The sequence below is a fragment of the Amycolatopsis thermalba genome, from assembly GCF_003385215.1.
GTDB classification, from domain to species: Bacteria; Actinomycetota; Actinomycetes; order Mycobacteriales; family Pseudonocardiaceae; genus Amycolatopsis_E; species Amycolatopsis_E thermalba.
On record NZ_PQHW01000017.1, the window covers coordinates 64,896 to 80,136 of the forward strand.

The 15,241-nt window shown below is 72.1% G+C and carries 11 protein-coding genes and 1 pseudogene; 6 read left to right on the top strand and 6 right to left on the bottom strand.

Features of this window, described 5'->3' with window-relative positions:
- Positions 1-484 precede the first annotated feature (484 nt).
- From pgl to tkt, 6 genes are read right to left on the bottom strand one after another with little or no spacing between them, the layout of a single operon-like run.
- A complete protein-coding gene (gene pgl, locus D0D15_RS10210) occupies positions 485-1,264 on the bottom strand; it encodes a 6-phosphogluconolactonase (RefSeq protein WP_094008074.1) in 780 nt (259 codons plus the stop codon).
- A complete protein-coding gene (gene opcA, locus D0D15_RS10215; protein WP_115944387.1) occupies positions 1,264-2,238 on the bottom strand; it encodes a glucose-6-phosphate dehydrogenase assembly protein OpcA in 975 nt (324 codons plus the stop codon). The genes pgl and opcA overlap by 1 nt, the downstream gene beginning before the upstream one ends.
- The gene (gene zwf / locus D0D15_RS10220; RefSeq protein WP_094008072.1) at positions 2,235-3,767 is read right to left on the bottom strand and encodes a glucose-6-phosphate dehydrogenase; all 1,533 of its coding nucleotides are present in this window, start codon (positions 3,765-3,767) and stop codon (positions 2,235-2,237) included. Before zwf ends, opcA begins: the two co-directional genes overlap by 4 nt.
- A complete protein-coding gene (locus tag D0D15_RS10225; RefSeq protein ID WP_094008071.1) occupies positions 3,764-5,380 on the bottom strand; it encodes a glucose-6-phosphate isomerase in 1,617 nt (538 codons plus the stop codon). The genes zwf and D0D15_RS10225 overlap by 4 nt, the downstream gene beginning before the upstream one ends.
- 4 nt (positions 5,381-5,384) lie before the next feature.
- Positions 5,385-6,494 carry a transaldolase gene (gene tal, locus D0D15_RS10230; protein ID WP_094008070.1) on the bottom strand — a complete coding sequence of 370 codons (1,110 nt, stop codon included), beginning with the start codon at positions 6,492-6,494 and terminating at the stop codon, positions 5,385-5,387.
- A gap of 23 nt (positions 6,495-6,517) precedes the next feature.
- Entirely contained in the window at positions 6,518-8,623 is a 2,106-nt protein-coding gene (gene tkt, locus D0D15_RS10235; protein WP_094008069.1) for a transketolase, read from the bottom strand.
- Positions 8,624-8,918: 295 nt separating this feature from the next.
- On the opposite strand from tkt, the gene D0D15_RS10240 reads away from it, so the two are divergent.
- The 6 genes and pseudogenes from D0D15_RS10240 to D0D15_RS10265 all read left to right on the top strand — a co-directional run.
- Positions 8,919-9,896 (top strand): heme o synthase, encoded by a 978-nt coding sequence (locus D0D15_RS10240; RefSeq protein WP_094008068.1) that lies wholly within the window; start codon positions 8,919-8,921, stop codon positions 9,894-9,896.
- An 87-nt stretch (positions 9,897-9,983) separates the two neighbouring features.
- Positions 9,984-12,272 carry an ATP-binding domain-containing protein gene (locus tag D0D15_RS10245; RefSeq protein ID WP_115944388.1) on the top strand — a complete coding sequence of 763 codons (2,289 nt, stop codon included), beginning with the start codon at positions 9,984-9,986 and terminating at the stop codon, positions 12,270-12,272.
- 9 nt (positions 12,273-12,281) lie between these two features.
- Positions 12,282-12,869: an FKBP-type peptidyl-prolyl cis-trans isomerase gene (locus tag D0D15_RS10250; RefSeq protein WP_094008066.1), complete on the top strand. Its 588-nt coding sequence runs from the start codon at positions 12,282-12,284 to the stop codon at positions 12,867-12,869.
- Positions 12,870-12,997: 128 nt separating this feature from the next.
- Positions 12,998-13,759, top strand: coding sequence for an SDR family NAD(P)-dependent oxidoreductase (locus tag D0D15_RS10255; RefSeq protein WP_094008065.1), 762 nt, complete (start codon positions 12,998-13,000; stop codon positions 13,757-13,759).
- A gap of 42 nt (positions 13,760-13,801) precedes the next feature.
- Entirely contained in the window at positions 13,802-14,773 is a 972-nt protein-coding gene (locus tag D0D15_RS10260; RefSeq protein ID WP_094008064.1) for a DMT family transporter, read from the top strand.
- Positions 14,774-14,884: 111 nt separating this feature from the next.
- A pseudogene (locus D0D15_RS10265) lies at positions 14,885-15,241 on the top strand (hypothetical protein); the annotation flags it as partial.

Sequence of the window (15,241 nt, forward strand, 5' to 3'; positions counted from 1 at the left end):
ATGAGAGTCCGAAGTCACCCGATCGGGACGCGAGTGGCCGCAACAATGTGCGGATGCTAACGCGGACCTCACACACCGTGAGGGAGGACGAGTGGCGGGGGCGCCGCCGGCATTAGGAGGGAACTGGCCGCTGGGGCCGCGTTCTGGACCAGGCTGCTGCCCATGGGTGGGCGGCAACCCGGCGGGCCGGGGTGACGAGGCCGGCTCAGTGGGTGGTGGCCGGGCGAACCGTGGCGGGGGAGGGCCACAACCTGGCTGCGCCTGCCGCGCGGACCGCATCGGCGCGGCCCCGTTCCGCGGCGCAGGCCGCCGACGCGGCGCCAAGGGCCAGACAGAGTGAAGGCCCGGCGGCGGCAACGTGGCGGGCCGGCGCGACGAGGCCGGCTATGTCGGTGGCGGCCGGGCGAACCCGTGGTGGGGCTGGGCCGCAGGCCAGACAGAGCGAAGGCCCGCCGGCGGCACCGGCGGGCCTTCACCCCTCACCTCACGCCGTGGGTGGCAGGTACACGTTCGACAGCTTGCCCGCCGCCGCGCGGTCGAGCAGCCACAGCGTCCTCCGCTGGCCGCGGGCGCCCGCCACGGGCACCTGCACCTCACCCGCGCCGGACAGCGCCAGCGCCACCGCGTCGGCCTTCGCCTCACCCGTCGTCATCAGCCAGACGTCGTGGGAGCGCCGGATCGCGGGCAGCGTCAGCGACACGCGCGTCGGCGGGGGCTTGGGGCAGTTGCGCACCGCCACCACCGACCGCTCGGTCTCGTACACCGCCGGCGACTCCGGGAACACCGACGCCGTGTGGCCCTCGCCGCCCAGACCCAGCAGGCAGATGTCGAACTGCGGCACGTCGCCGTGGTCCTCCGGCTGCGCGTTGTCCGCCAGCACCCGCGCGTACGCCGCCGCGGCCGCGTCCACGTCGTCACCGAACTCGCCGTCCGACGCCGCCATCGCGTGCACCCGCTTCGGATCGACGGGCACGTGGTCCAGCAGCGCCTGGCGGGCCTGCTTCTCGTTGCGCTCGTCGTCGTCCGCCGGCACGAACCGCTCGTCGCCCCAGTAGATGTCCAGCCGCGACCAGTCCACCGCGTCCCGGGCGGGGGAACGGCGCAACTGCTCCAGCACCGCGATCCCGGTGCCGCCGCCGGTCAGCACCACCGACGCCGACCCCTTCGCGGCCTGCAGATCCACCAGGCGCGTCACCAGCCGGGCCGCCGCGGCCGCCGCGAGCAGCTCACCGTTCGCGTAGACCACCACTTCCGAGGAGCTCATCACGCGCCCGCCTTCGCCGGCTTCTTCGCGCCCGGCTTCTTGGCCGCCTTGACCGCGCCCGAGGCCAGCTTGTCCAGGCCCTGCAGCGACGCCTCGAACACCTCGTCCGGGTCGAGCCGCCGCAGCTCCTCGATCAGGCAGTCCTTGGTGTTGCGCCGGTGCAGGGCGATCCGCCGCGTCGGCTGGCCCGGCTGCATGAGCGTGCCCACCTTGCCGTCCGGCCGGTGCAGCGCGATCACACCCGAGCGGCGCTCCAGCTCCACCGACACGATGCCCTGCGCCGTCGTCGTCTTGACCCGGCGCACCGGCACCTTCAGGTACTCCGCCAGCCAGCCGGCCAGCAGCTCGGTCGACGGCGAATCGGCCTCACCGGTCACCGTCGCGCCGGTGACCTTCTCGTACGGCGGCAGGTCCAGCGCCGCGACCAGCTGGGCGCGCCAGTTGGTCAGCCGCGTCCACGCCAGGTCCGTGTCACCCGGCACGTACGCCTTCCGCCGCGCCGACAGCGCCCTTATCGGGTTGCGCTCTGCCGCCGAGTCGGTGATCCGGCGCTGCGCCAGCTCCCCGATCGGGTCCTGCGCCGGCACCTTCGGGCCGGAGCTGGGCCACCACGCCACGATCGGCGCGTCGGGCAGCAGCAGCGGGATCACCGCGCTCTGGCCCTGCGACGCCAGCGGCCCGTACAGCCGCAGGATGATGACCTCGCTCGCGCCGGCGTCCCCGCCGACGCGGATCTGCGCGTCGATCCGGGCCGCGGCTGTGCGCGACCCGCGGGCCAGCACGATCACCCGGCACGGGTGCTCGCGGCTGGCCTCGTTGGCCGCGTCGATGAGCGTCTCCAGGTGCTCGCCGTCGTCGTCGACGATCACCAGCGTCAGCACCCGGCCCAGCGCGACGGCGCCGCCGCGCTCACGCAGCTCGACCATCTTCCGGTTGACCTGTGAGGTCGTGGTCGAGGGCAGGTCGATGATCACGGGCGCCTCCAGTTCCGGCCGCTGCGCTCCAGGACCTCGTCCGCGGTCTCCGGGCCCCAGGTGCCCGGCGCGTAGGGCTCCGGCGCGCCGTTCTTGGCCCAGAACTCCAGGATCGGGTCGAGGATCTGCCAGGACAGCTCGACCTCTTCGTTGACCGGGAACAACGACGGCTCCCCGAGCAGCACGTCCAGGATCAGCCGCTCGTAGGCCTCCGGCGAGGACTCGGTGAACGCGTGCCCGTAGCCGAAGTCCATCGTGACGTCCCGGACCTCCATCGTGGTGCCCGGCACCTTCGAGCCGAACCGCAGTGTCACGCCCTCGTCCGGCTGCACCCGGATCACCAGGGCGTTCTGCCCCAGCTCCTCGGTGGAGGTGTAGTCGAACGGCAGGTGCGGCGCCCGCTTGAACACGACCGCGATCTCGGTGACGCGGCGGCCCAGCCGCTTGCCGGTGCGCAGGTAGAACGGCACCCCCGCCCAGCGGCGGTTCTGCACCTCCAGCGACACCGCGGCGTAGGTCTCGGTGGTCGAGTCCTTCGCGAACCCGGCCTCCTGCAACAGCCCCGGCACCTTCTTGCCGCCCTGCCAGCCGCCGGTGTACTGGCCGCGCGCCGTGGTCTCGGCGAACGGCTGCATCGGCTTGGTGGCGCGCAGGACCTTGATCTTCTCCGCCCGCAGCGCGCGCGGCTCGAACGACAGCGGCTCCTCCATCGCGGTGAACGCGAGCAGCTGGAGGAGGTGGTTCTGGATCACGTCCCGCGCCGCGCCGATGCCGTCGTAGTACCCGGCGCGACCGCCCAGGCCGATGTCCTCGGCCATGGTGATCTGCACGTGGTCGACGTAGTTGGCGTTCCAGATCGGCTCGAACAGCTGGTTGGCGAAGCGCAGCGCGAGGATGTTCTGGACGGTCTCCTTGCCGAGGTAGTGGTCGATGCGGAACACCGACTCCTCGGGGAAGACGTCGTTGACGATCGCGTTGAGCTCCTTGGCGCTGGCCAGGTCGTGGCCGAACGGCTTCTCGATCACCACGCGGCGCCACGACTCGTCGTCGGAGGTCGCCAGACCCGAGCGGGCCAGCTGCTTGGTCACCACCGGGAACGCGCTGGGCGGGATCGACAGGTAGAACGCGGTGTTGCCACCGGTGCCGCGCTCGGCGTCCAGCTCGCGCACCGTCTGCGCGAGCCGGTCGAACGCGTCGTCGTCGTCGAACGTGCCCTGCACGAAGCGGATGCCCTCGGCGAGCCGGTTCCACACCGACTCGCGGAACGGGGTCCGGGCGTGCTCGGCGACCGCGTCGTGCACGAGCTGCCCGAAGTCCTCGTTCTCCCAGTCCCGCCGCGCGAAACCGACCAGCGAGAACCCGGCGGGCAGCAGGCCGCGGTTGGCCAGGTCGTAGATCGCCGGCATCAGCTTCTTGCGGGAGAGGTCACCGGTGACGCCGAAGATCACCAGGCTGGACGGCCCGGCGATCCGCGGCAGCCGCTTGTCGCGAGGATCCCGCAGCGGGTTGTGCCACGCCTTACTCGTCACTCGGCCTCCTGTACGGCGCGCATCAGTTCGGCCAGGCCCGCGGCCCGGTCGGTCAGGTGCAGCCGCAGCACCGGACGGCCGCGCTCGGTCAGCACCTGGCCGTCGCCGAGCGCCTGCGCGTGCTGCAGCTGGCCCAGGGTGTAGGGCCGGTCCGGCACGTCGAGGTCGTGCTCGTTCGCGCCGGTGATCTGCAGGAAGATGCCGTTCTGGTGACCGCCCTTGTGGTACTGGCCGGTCGAGTGCAGGAACCGCGGCCCCCACCCGAAGGTGGTCTGCAGCCCGGTCCGCTTCGCCAGCTCCGGACGCAGCAGCGCCGCCGAGGCGTCGTCGAGCCGGTCCAGGTAGGCCTGCACCGCGAGGTAGCCGCCCTCCGGCGCGGTCGCCAGGAACTCCCGCAGCACGTCGGACAGCGAGCCGTCCCCGGACACCCCGGCCGGGGCGAAGATCTCCACCGCGTCGTCCACCGCGCTCGGCGTCTCGCCGCCGGACAGCTTCGACGGGTCGTCCAGCAGCGAGCGGGCGGCCTTCTTCGCGGCCTCCACGTCCGGCTGGTCGAACGGGTTGATCTTCAGCAGCCGCCCGGCGATCGCGGTGGCGAACTCCCACAGCAGGAACTGCGCGCCGAGCGAGCCGGTGGTGCCGACCTTGGCGGCGCCGGTGACCGGGCCGATCGCGACCGGGGTCGCGTCGGCGCCCGCGTCGGCGAACCCGGGCGCGGCCGGGCCGTCCACGGCGACCGGCAGCAGGCCGGTGCCGAGCTTGCCGGTCGACTCGGCGATCAGCTGCTCGGCCCAGTCGGCGAACCCGGTGATGCCGGACCCGGTGTCGGCCAGCACGACCTTCTCCGCGCCCGCGTTGTGCGCGGCGCCCCACGCGGCGGCCAGCTTGACCGCCGGGTTGTCCGCGCTGTCCTCGCCGAGCACCTGCGCGGCCGCCGCGGCCTGGTCGAGCAGCCGGGCGATGTCCGCCCCGGCCAGCCCCGCGGGCACCAGCCCGAACGCGGTGAGCGCCGAGTAGCGCCCGCCCACGTGCGGGTCGGCGAGGAACACCTTGCGGTACCCCTCCTTCTCGGCGAGCTCCGACAGGGGCGAGCCCGGGTCGGTGACCACGATGATGCGGCGCGCGGCGTCGATCCCGTTGTCGGCGAACGCCTTCGCGAAGATCCGGCGGTGGCTGTCGGTCTCCACCGTGCCGCCGGACTTCGACGACACCACCAGCACCGTGCGCTGGAGGTCACCGGCGAGCGCGTCGGCGACCTGGCCCGGGTCGGTGGTGTCCAGCACGGTCAGCGCCACGTGCTCGGTCGCCGCGATGACCTCCGGCGCGAGCGAGGAGCCGCCCATGCCGGCGAGGACGATCCGGTCGACGCCCTCGCCGCGCAGCTCCTCGCGCAGCGCCTCGATCTCGCCGATCAGCGGCCGCGACGACTTGTGCAGGGTGGTCCAGGACAGCCGGATCGAGGCCTCGGACTCGGCGTCCGGACCCCACAGGGTGGGGTCCTGCGCCGCGACCTTGGACGCGACCTGGCCGGCGACGAGCTCGCCGACCAGCGGAGCCGCCCGCGCGGCCAGCTCCTCGTCGCTGATCGTGACGGTCAGCTCTTCCCCCACCACGGCGTCAGCCCTTCGCCTTCTCGAGCTGGCCGGTGACGGTCTCCAGCAGCTCGGCCCAGGACTTGTCGAACTTCTCCACGCCCTCGTCCTCCAACGTGCGGAAGACGTCCGGGATGTCGATGCCCACCGCGGCGAGCTTGTCGAACACCTCCTGCGCCTGCGCGCCGGTGCCGGTGACCTTGTCACCCTCGACCTTCGCGTGGTCGGCGGCGGCGAGCAGCGTCTTCTCCGGCATGGTGTTGACCGTGCCGGCGACGACGAGCTGGTCGACGTAGCGGGTGTCCGAGTAGGACGGGTCCTTCACGCCGGTGGAGGCCCACAGCGGGCGCTGCGGCCGGGCGCCGGCGGCGGCCAGGGCCTGCCAGCGGTCGGTGGCGAACAGCTCCTCGTAGGCGGCGTAGGCGAGCCGGGCGTTGGCGATGGCGGCCTCGCCGCGCAGCGCCTTGGCCTCGTCGGTGCCGATCGCGTCCAGCCGCTTGTCGATCTCGGTGTCCACCCGGGACACGAAGAACGAGGCGACCGACTCGATGGTGGCCAGGTCGTGGCCGTTGGCCTTGGCCTGCTCCAGGCCGGCGAAGAAGGCCTCGATCACCTTGCGGTAGCGCTCCACCGAGAAGATCAGCGTGACGTTGACGCTGATGCCCTCGGCCAGCGTCTTGGTGATCGCCGGCAGGCCCTCCTCGGTGGCCGGGATCTTGACCAGGATGTTGGGCCGGTCGACGGTCTTCCACAGGTCCTGCGCCTCGGCGGCCGTCTTGTCGGCGTCGCGGGCCAGGCGCGGGTCGACCTCGATGGACACGCGGCCGTCCACCCCGTTGGTGCGGGTGTAGACGTCGCGGAACAGGTCCGCGGCGTTGCGCACGTCGGTGGTGGTCAGCTCGCGCACGACCGCGTGGACGTCGGCGCCGCGGGCGGCCAGCTCGCGCACCTGCTCGTCGTAGGCCTCGCCGTTGGACAGGGCGTTGGCGAAGATCGTCGGGTTGGTCGTCACGCCGGTCACGTGCCGGTCGCGGATGAGCCCGGCCAGGTTGCCGGAGTTCAGCCGTTCGCGGGACAGGTCGTCGAGCCAGATGGACACGCCGGCCTGGGTCAGCTGAGCAAGGTTGTCGCTCATGACTTCATCCCCTTTTTCGGTGATCAGGAGTTCTTGGTCTTGGCGAGCGAGCGGCGCGCGGCGTCGACCACGGCGTCGGCGGTGAACCCGAACTCGCGGAACAGGGTCTGGTAGTCGGCCGAGGCCCCGAAGTGCTCGATCGAGACGATCTCACCGGCGTCGCCGACCCAGCGGTACCACGGCTGCGCGATGCCGGCCTCGACCGACACGCGGGCCTTCACCCCGCTGGGCAGGACCGACTCCCGGTAGGACTCGTCCTGCGCCTCGAACCACTCGACGCACGGCACCGACACGACCCGCGTGGGCACGCCGTCGGCCTCCAGTGTCTTGCGCGCCTCGACGGCCAGCTGGACCTCGGAACCGGTCGCCATCAGCACGACCTCCGGGGTGCCGGAGGAGGCGTCGGCGAGCACGTAGGCGCCCTTGGCGACCTTGTCCGCGGAGGTGCCCTCGAGCACCGGGACGTTCTGGCGGGTCAGCGCCAGGCCCGACGGGTGGCGCTTGTCCTCCAGCGCGGCCTTCCAGGCGCCGGCGGTCTCGTTGGCGTCGGCGGGCCGGACCACGTTCAGGCCCGGGATGGCGCGCAGCGAGGCCAGGTGCTCGATCGGCTGGTGCGTCGGGCCGTCCTCGCCCAGGCCGATCGAGTCGTGCGTCCACACGTAGATGACCGGCGCGTGCATCAGCGCGGCCAGCCGCACCGGCGGGCGCATGTAGTCGCTGAACACCAGGAAGGTGGCGCCGTACGGGCGGGTGCCGCCGTGCAGCGCGATGCCGTTGAGGATCGAGCCCATGGCGTGCTCGCGGACACCGAAGTGCAGCGTGCGGCCGTAGGGGTTGGCCTGCCACATGCCGGTGGAGGCCTTCTCCGGGCCGAACGAGTCGGCGCCCTTCATGGTGGTGTTGTTGCTCTCGGCCAGGTCGGCCGAACCGCCCCACAACTCCGGCAGCACGTCGGCCAGCGCGTTGAGGACCTCACCCGAGGCCTTGCGGGTGGCGATGCCCTTGGCGTCGGGCTCCCAGCTGGGCAGCTTCTCGGCCCAGCCCTCGGGCAGGTCGCGGGTGGCCAGCCGGTCGGCGAGCCGCTTGCGCTCCGGGTTGGCGGCGGCCCACGCGTCGAAGCGCTCCTGCCAGGCGGCGCGCTCCTGCTTGCCGCGCTCCAGCGCCTTGCGGGTGTGCTCGAGCACCTCGTCGTCGACCTGGAAGCTGCGCTCCGGGTCGAAGCCGAGGATCTCCTTGACCGCGGCGACCTCGTCGGCGCCCAGCGCGGCGCCGTGCGCCTTGCCGGTGTTCATCTTGTTCGGCGCCGGGTAGCCGATCACGGTGCGCAGCAGGATGAACGACGGGCGGGTGGTCTCCGCCTTGGCCGCCGCGATGGCCTCCTCGATCGCCACGACGTCCTCGCCGCCCTCGACGACCTGGACGTGCCAGCCGTAGGACTCGTACCGCTTGGCGGTGTCCTCGGACAGCGCGATGTTGGTGTCGTCCTCGATCGAGATCTTGTTGTCGTCGTAGATGACGACCAGGTTGCCCAGCTCCTGGCGGCCCGCGATGGACGACGCCTCGGAGGTCACGCCCTCCTCGATGTCGCCGTCGGAGGCGATCACGAAGATGTGGTGGTCGAAGATGCTCTCGCCGGGGGCGGGCTCGGGGTCGAGCAGGCCGCGCTCGCGGCGGGCGGCCATCGCCATGCCGACCGCGTTGGCCAGGCCCTGGCCCAGCGGGCCGGTGGTGGTCTCCACGCCCTTGGTGTGCTGGTACTCCGGGTGACCCGGGGTCTTCGAGCCCCACTTGCGCAGCTGCTTGAGGTCCTCCAGCTCCAGGCCGTAGCCGGCGAGGAACAGCTGGATGTAGAGCGTCAGGCTGGAGTGCCCCGCGGAGAGGACGAACCGGTCACGCGCCGGCCACTCCGGGTCGCTCGGGTCGTGGCGCATGATCCGCTGGAAGAGCGAGTACGCCACCGGCGCCAGGCTCATCGCGGTGCCGGGGTGCCCGCTGCCGCAGTTCTCGACCGCGTCGGCGGCCAGCACCCGGACGGTGTCGACCGCGCGGGTGTCGAGGTCGGTCCAGTCGGCGGGCAGGTTCCGCCGCAGCAATGGGTTGTTCTCGCTGATGGAGGCGATATCGGACACTGAACTCGAACTCCCCGTCCTTCTCGGTGACATCTTCTGTTCGCAGGGGTCTCGCGCGCGCAGGCTCCACTCATCTCAATCGATCCGGAAGAGACGATATTCCTGCTAGCGGGCGTGCGCACGACCACAAGCGCAACCCCGGGCGCCAGCCTAGTAGGTCGGGTACCCGGCGCCTCCGGGGCCGACACACGCGGCCGGGGCACCCCGGTGCGCGCGGGGTGCCGACCCGGCGATTACGATCGGTTGCGGTGCCGGGCCGCCCTCGGCGCCACCGAATCTGACTCAGGGAGCGGAATTGTCGTTGGTGAACGCTGCGCACGGGCGCAGTGACAGCACCAGCGCTGTCGACCCCGGAGGCGAGCGCCCGCGCGGTCTGCGGCGCGTGAGCCGGATCGTCGGCGCCTACGTCGCCCTGACCAAGCCTCAGGTCATCGAGCTGCTGTTGGTCACCACCATCCCGGCGATGTTCCTCGCCGCGCGCACGATCCCGTCGCCGTGGCTGATCCTGGCGACGCTGGTCGGCGGCACCATGGCCGCGGGCAGCGCGAACGCGCTCAACTGCGTGATCGACGCCGACATCGACAAGGTGATGAACCGGACCAAGCGGCGCCCGCTGGTGCGGGACTCGGTGCCCCGGCGCAACGCCCTGGTGTTCGCGCTGGCGCTGGGTGCCGGTTCGTTCGCGATGCTGTACTTCACGGTGAACCTGCTGGCCGCCGTGCTGGCGATCGCGACGATCCTGTTCTACATCTTCGTCTACACGCTGGTGCTCAAGCGGCGCACGGCGCAGAACGTGGTGTGGGGCGGGGCCGCCGGCTGCATGCCGGTGGTGATCGGCTGGGCCGCGGTCACCGGCACGGTGCAGTGGCCGGCGTTCGTGATGTTCGCCGTCATCTTCTTCTGGACACCGCCGCACACCTGGGCGCTGGCCATGAAGTACAAGGACGACTACGAGCGCGCCGGCGTGCCGATGCTGCCGGTGGTCGCCACGGCCGAGCACGTGGCCCGCCAGATCCTGATCTACTCGTGGGTCATGGTCGGCTGGACGCTGCTCCTGCTGCCCGCGACGAGCTGGCTGTACGCGAGCTTCGCGGTGCTGGCCGGGTCGTGGTTCCTCTTCTACGCGCACCGCCTGTACTCCGGCGTCAAGCGCGGGGTGGAGACCAAGCCGATGGCGCTGTTCCACCGGTCGAACACGTACCTGATGATCCTGTTCTGCGCCCTCGCGGTGGACTCGGCGATCGGCCTGCCCACGCTCGGCCTGCCGTTCTGACGCGCGGCCGGGAATTCCCGGGCGTCGGCCTTCGTTGATCCCAGGCCGACCAATCACCCGAACGCCGAAAGTGGGTTGCTCTTGTCCGTGGCTGGGGACCGCCAACCAGACAACGCCACCGACCTCCAGCGCGAGCAGGACTACGTGTCCATGCTCTACCGCAGGCTCGACGCCGAACGCGAAACCACCGAGCGCCGCCTGGAGCGGGCGCTGCGCTCCCCGGGGGAGACGCCGCAGGAAAGCGCCGAGCGGGACGCCGCCAGCAGCCTCCACCACGAACGGCTCGCGCAGCTCGGCTCGGTCGAGCAGGGCCTGTGCTTCGGCCGGCTCGACTTCCACGACCAGGCCGGGCCCGCCTACATCGGCCGGCTCGGGCTGTTCGACTCCGACGGCGACTACGAGCCGCTGCTGCTGGACTGGCGCGCGCCCGCCGCGCGACCGTTCTACCTGGCCACCGCCGCGTCGCCGGAGGGCGTGCGGCGCCGCAGGCACATCCGCACGCTCAGCCGCAACGTCGTCGGCCTCGACGACGAGATCCTCGACCTGCGCGCGGCCGACGGGCAGCAGGCCGACCTGGGGCTGGCCGGTGAGGCAGCCCTGCTGGCCGCGCTGGAGCGCAAGCGCACGGGTGAGATGGGCGACATCGTCGCCACCATCCAGGCCGAACAGGACGACATCATCCGCGACGAGCTGGGCGGCGTGGTCGTCGTGCAGGGCGGGCCGGGCACCGGCAAGACCGCCGTGGCCCTGCACCGGGCCGCCTACCTCCTCTACACCTACCGCCAGCAGCTCGCCTCGCGCGGTGTCCTGGTGGTCGGCCCGAACAGCACGTTCCTGCGCTACATCGGCCAGGTCCTGCCCTCGCTCGGGGAGACCGGCGTGCTGCTGTCCACGATCGGGCAGCTGTTCCCCGGCATCCGGGCGCGCGGCGCGGACCGCCGGGAGGCGGCCGAGGTCAAGGGCCGCCCGGTCATGGTCGACGTCCTCACCCGGGCCGTCGCCGACCGCCAGCGGGTGCCGGAGGAGAAGTTCGAGGTCGCCTTCGACGACGACGTGCTGGTGCTGGACCCGGACGTGGTGGAACGGGCCCGCGACAAGGCCCGGCGCACCCGCCGCCCGCACAACCTCGCGCGGCGCGTGTTCGTCGACGCGATGCTGGACGCGCTGACCGAGCGGGCCGCCGTTCGCATGGAGGTCGACCTGTTCGAAGGGGTCCCCGACATCCCGCTCGAGGCGGGCGAGGACCCCGACGCGCCGGTGCTGGACGCGGGGGATCGGGTGGAGATCCGCAAGGAGCTGTCCGAGTCCGGCACCGTGGCGGCCGCGCTCGACGAGCTGTGGCCGAAGCTCACCCCGCAGCGGCTGCTGCGCGACCTGTTCGCCGACGCCGGCCGCCTGCTGTCCGCCTCCGACGGGCTGCTCTCCGACGACGACCGCGGCGCGCTGAAGCGCCCGGCGTCCTCGCCCTGGACGCCGGGTGACGTGCCGTTGCTCGACGAGCTGGCCGAGCTGCTCGGCGAGGACGACGCGGCCGAGCGCGAGGCCCGCGAGCGACGGGAGCGCGAGGAGCGCGCCTACGCCGAGGGTGTGCTCGACATCATGGACCAGGACGAGGAACTCCTGGACGAGGACCAGATCAACATCGCCGACATCCTCGACGCCGAGCTGTTCGCCGAGCGGCAGGAGCGCAGCAGCCACCTGACCGCCGCGCAGCGCGCCGCGCGCGACCGGACCTGGACGTTCGGGCACGTCATCGTGGACGAGGCGCAGGAGCTGTCGGCGATGGACTGGCGGCTGCTGATGCGGCGCTGCCCGAGCCGGTCGATGACCGTCGTCGGGGACGTCGCGCAGACCGGCGCGCCCGGTGGCGCGTCGTCCTGGCGGGACATGCTCGGCCGGTACGTCGGGGACCGCTGGCGCCTGCGCGAGCTCACGGTCAACTACCGCACGCCGGTGGAGATCATGAACCTCGCCGCCGAAGCCCTGCACGAGGTCGATCCGCGGCTGCGGGTGCCCACGTCGGTGCGGGAGACCGGAGTGACGCCGTGGCGAGCGCCGCTCGGTGAGCGGCCGCTGGCGTCCATTGTGGACGAGGAGGTGGCGGCCGCGGACGGCGGCACCGTCGCGGTGCTGGTTCCCGCGTCCCGGCTCGGCGCGGTCCGGTCCGAACTGGACGGTCACGGCGACGCGGTGTCGGTGCTGACCGTGGCCGAGGCCAAGGGACTGGAGTTCGACGGGGTCGTGGTGCTCGCGCCGGAGGAGATCGTGGCCGAGTCGCCGCGCGGGTGGAACGACCTGTACGTGGCGTACACCCGTGCCACGCAACGACTCGGCATCTTGTACTCCGCCGGACGGCCGACGTCAACGCCCGGTTAAGGTGTCGCCATGCGTAACGCTGGCAAGATCGTGCTCGCGGCGGCAGCCGCCCTCGCTCTCGGGGCCTGCGCGCCCGACCAGGACCCGTCGTCCTTCCCGCCCGGTGGCGGCCCGACCTACCCGGCGCCGGAGCCGGCTGGGGCGTCCGCGAGCGCCTCGGCGGGGCACGGCACGGGCAGCGCCGCGCACGAGTGCACCGCGGACGACATCACCGTGAGCGGCGAGTTCGGCAGCAAGCCGACGATCACCATCCCGGACGACTGCGGTGCGCCGACCAAGCTGCTGACCAAGGACCTGAAGCCGGGCACCGGCGCCACCGCGCACGCCGGCAGCACGCTGCAGATGGACTACGACCTGGTCACCTGGTCGGACAAGGTGGACCAGCAGAACTCGTTCGGGTCGGCGCCGTTCTCGTTCGCGCTCGGCGAGGGCACCGCGATCCCGGGCTGGGACCAGGGGCTGGAGGGCATCAAGCAGGGCGGCCGCCGCCTGCTGGTCATCCCGCCGGACCTCGGCTACGGCGCGCGCGGCAACGGCCCGATCAAGCCGAACGAGACGCTGGTCTTCGTGGTCGACGCGGTGCAGGTCACGGGCTGACGTCCGGCGCCCGCCGCGCCCGCGCGGCGGCCGGTGGTGGCCGGGCCTCGTTCGCGTGGCCGGGATGGTGGCAGCGTCCGCTGGAGGGGTGGGCGGCGCCTGATCGCCGTCCGGAACGGAGTCTGACCATGGACGTGCGTGGTGCGGTCGCGGTGGTCACCGGTGCCTCGTCGGGCATCGGGGCGGCCACCGCGCTCCGGCTGCACGAGGCTGGTGCTCGCCTCGTGCTGCACGGGCGGGACGGCGACCGGCTGGCCGCGCTCGCCGAGCGTACCGGCGGCGTCGCCGTGCGTGCCGACTTCGCCGAGCCCGGCGGCGTCGAGGCCGCGGCCGCCGAGATCACCGCCCGGGCCGGCCGCGTCGACGTGCTCGTCAACAACGCCGGCCTGGGCTACGCCGGACCGGTGGCCGGCATGTCCGGCGCCGACGTCCGGCGGCTGCTCGCCGTGAACCTCGCCGCGCCCGTCGAACTGACCCGCGCCCTGCTGCCCGCCCTCCTCGACCGGCCCCGCGCGGCAGTGGTCTTCGTCACATCCATCGCCGGCCGGGCGGGGGTGGCGGGGGAGTCGGTCTACTCCGCGACCAAAGCCGGGGTGGACGTGTTCGCCGAGAGCCTGCGGCTGGAACTGGCCGGGACCGGGGTGCGGGTCGGCGTCGTCGTGCCCGGTGTGGTGGACACCGAGTTCTTCGCCCGCCGCGGCCGTCCCTACCAGCGCCGCAGCCCCCGGCCGGTGCCCGCGGGCAAGGTCGCCCAGGCGGTGGTCGAGGCGATCACGGCCGAACGGGCCGAGCAGTACGTCCCGCGCTGGCTGAGACTGCCAATCGCGGTGCGCGCGACCGCGCCCTCGGTGTACCGTGCACTATCTGCCCGGTTCGGGGGTTCGAGCTGAGTTCCCGGAATCTTTCCGCCACTGGAAGCGCTGAAAGGTGACGTGTTAGTCCCGGTATTCCTCGGATTCGCCGCGGCGTTCCTGTTCGCGGCGTCTGCCGCGCTGCAACGACGCGCGGTGATCGAGGTTGCCGACACCGACGCCGGCGGGCGCGCCGCGCGGCACCGCGTCCCCGTACTGTGGCTGATCCGCAAGCTGTTGCGCAAGAGGGTGTGGCTCGCGGGATGGGCCACGAACCTGTTGGGCTTTTTCAGCCAGGCCGCCGCGCTGCACTTCGGGTCGATCGCGCTCGTGCAGCCCCTGCTCGTCACCCAGCTGCTCTTCGCGCTGCCGATGGCCTCGGCCGCGATCAAGCGCTGGCCGCCGCTGCGGGACTGGCTCGCCGGGCTCGCCATCACCGGGGGCGTGGTGGTGTTCCTGGCGGTCGAGGGCACCGCGCCGCTGGGCGGGTCGCCGGACCAGGGCCGCCTGCTCATCGCCGTGCTGATCGCCGCGGCCACCGTCGTCACCCTCGTGCAGGTCGCCCAGAACCGCGGCCCGCTCCTGCACAGCGCGCTCATCGCCACCGCTGCCGGCATCTGCTACGCGATCAGCGCAGCCATGATGAAGCTGACCACCGACCTGCTGTTGAACGAGGGTGTCGCTCACACCGCGCTCACCTGGCCGGGGTACGTGCTGGCGCTGTCGACCTTCTCCGGGCTGCTGCTCGGGCAGCAGGCGTACGGGTCGGGTTCGCTGTCCGCGGCGATCGCCGTGATGTCCATCGTCAACCCCGCGGCCAGCTACTTCCTGGGGCTACTGGCGTTCAACGCGACCCTGGTCACCGAGCCGGGCCCGCTCGCGGCGACGGCGGGCGCGGCCGCGCTGCTGATCGTCGGCGTGTTCGGCCTGGCGCACTCGCCGAGCGTCCAGGCGGAGACCAGCCGGTCCGCCCAACGCGGGGTTTATCCCGGAAGTGGTAAATTCCCGGGAACCGTCCCCACCCGTTCTTCGGACTCCTTCGCTCAGGAATAACTCAGGTTTCCGGCGTAGGTTTCGGGCCCGGCGGGTGGTGGAACCTACAGAGCCTGTCGATTGAGTGCGCTGCCCCCGCGCACCCAGGCAGACCCTTGGAGGCTGGAACCCGTGCACCACCGAGCGTCGTCCGGCGAGCGCCATTTGGTGATCGAAATACCGCATTTGCGGAAAACGATCAAGGATGCGGCGATTCTGTTGCTGGAAACCGTCGTCATCCCGTCGGTGCTCCTGGCGTTGCTGCTGAATTTCGTCGGTCTGGTTCCCGCGTTGTGCGCGGTGCTCGGATGGGCGGCGGTCGTCATCGGCGCCCGGCGCCTGATGAAGCGCGATATGCCCCGCACGCTGCTGCTGTGCACGGCGATGCTGGTCGGCCGGGCGGCGGTCGCGCTGATCACGTCCAGCGCGGTCGTGTACGTGCTGCAACCGGCCGTGGGCTCGGTGCTGATGTTCCTGATCTTCGTCGGC

Excerpts from the sequence above, each read along its gene's own strand:
- D0D15_RS10250 (WP_094008066.1), top strand. The coding sequence starts at position 12,282 with ATGCGTAACGCTGGCAAGATCGTGCTCGCGGCGGCAGCCGCCCTCGCT.
- pgl (WP_094008074.1), bottom strand. The coding sequence starts at position 1,264 with ATGAGCTCCTCGGAAGTGGTGGTCTACGCGAACGGTGAGCTGCTCGCG.
- tal (WP_094008070.1), bottom strand. The coding sequence starts at position 6,494 with ATGAGCGACAACCTTGCTCAGCTGACCCAGGCCGGCGTGTCCATCTGG.
- D0D15_RS10255 (WP_094008065.1), top strand. The coding sequence starts at position 12,998 with ATGGACGTGCGTGGTGCGGTCGCGGTGGTCACCGGTGCCTCGTCGGGC.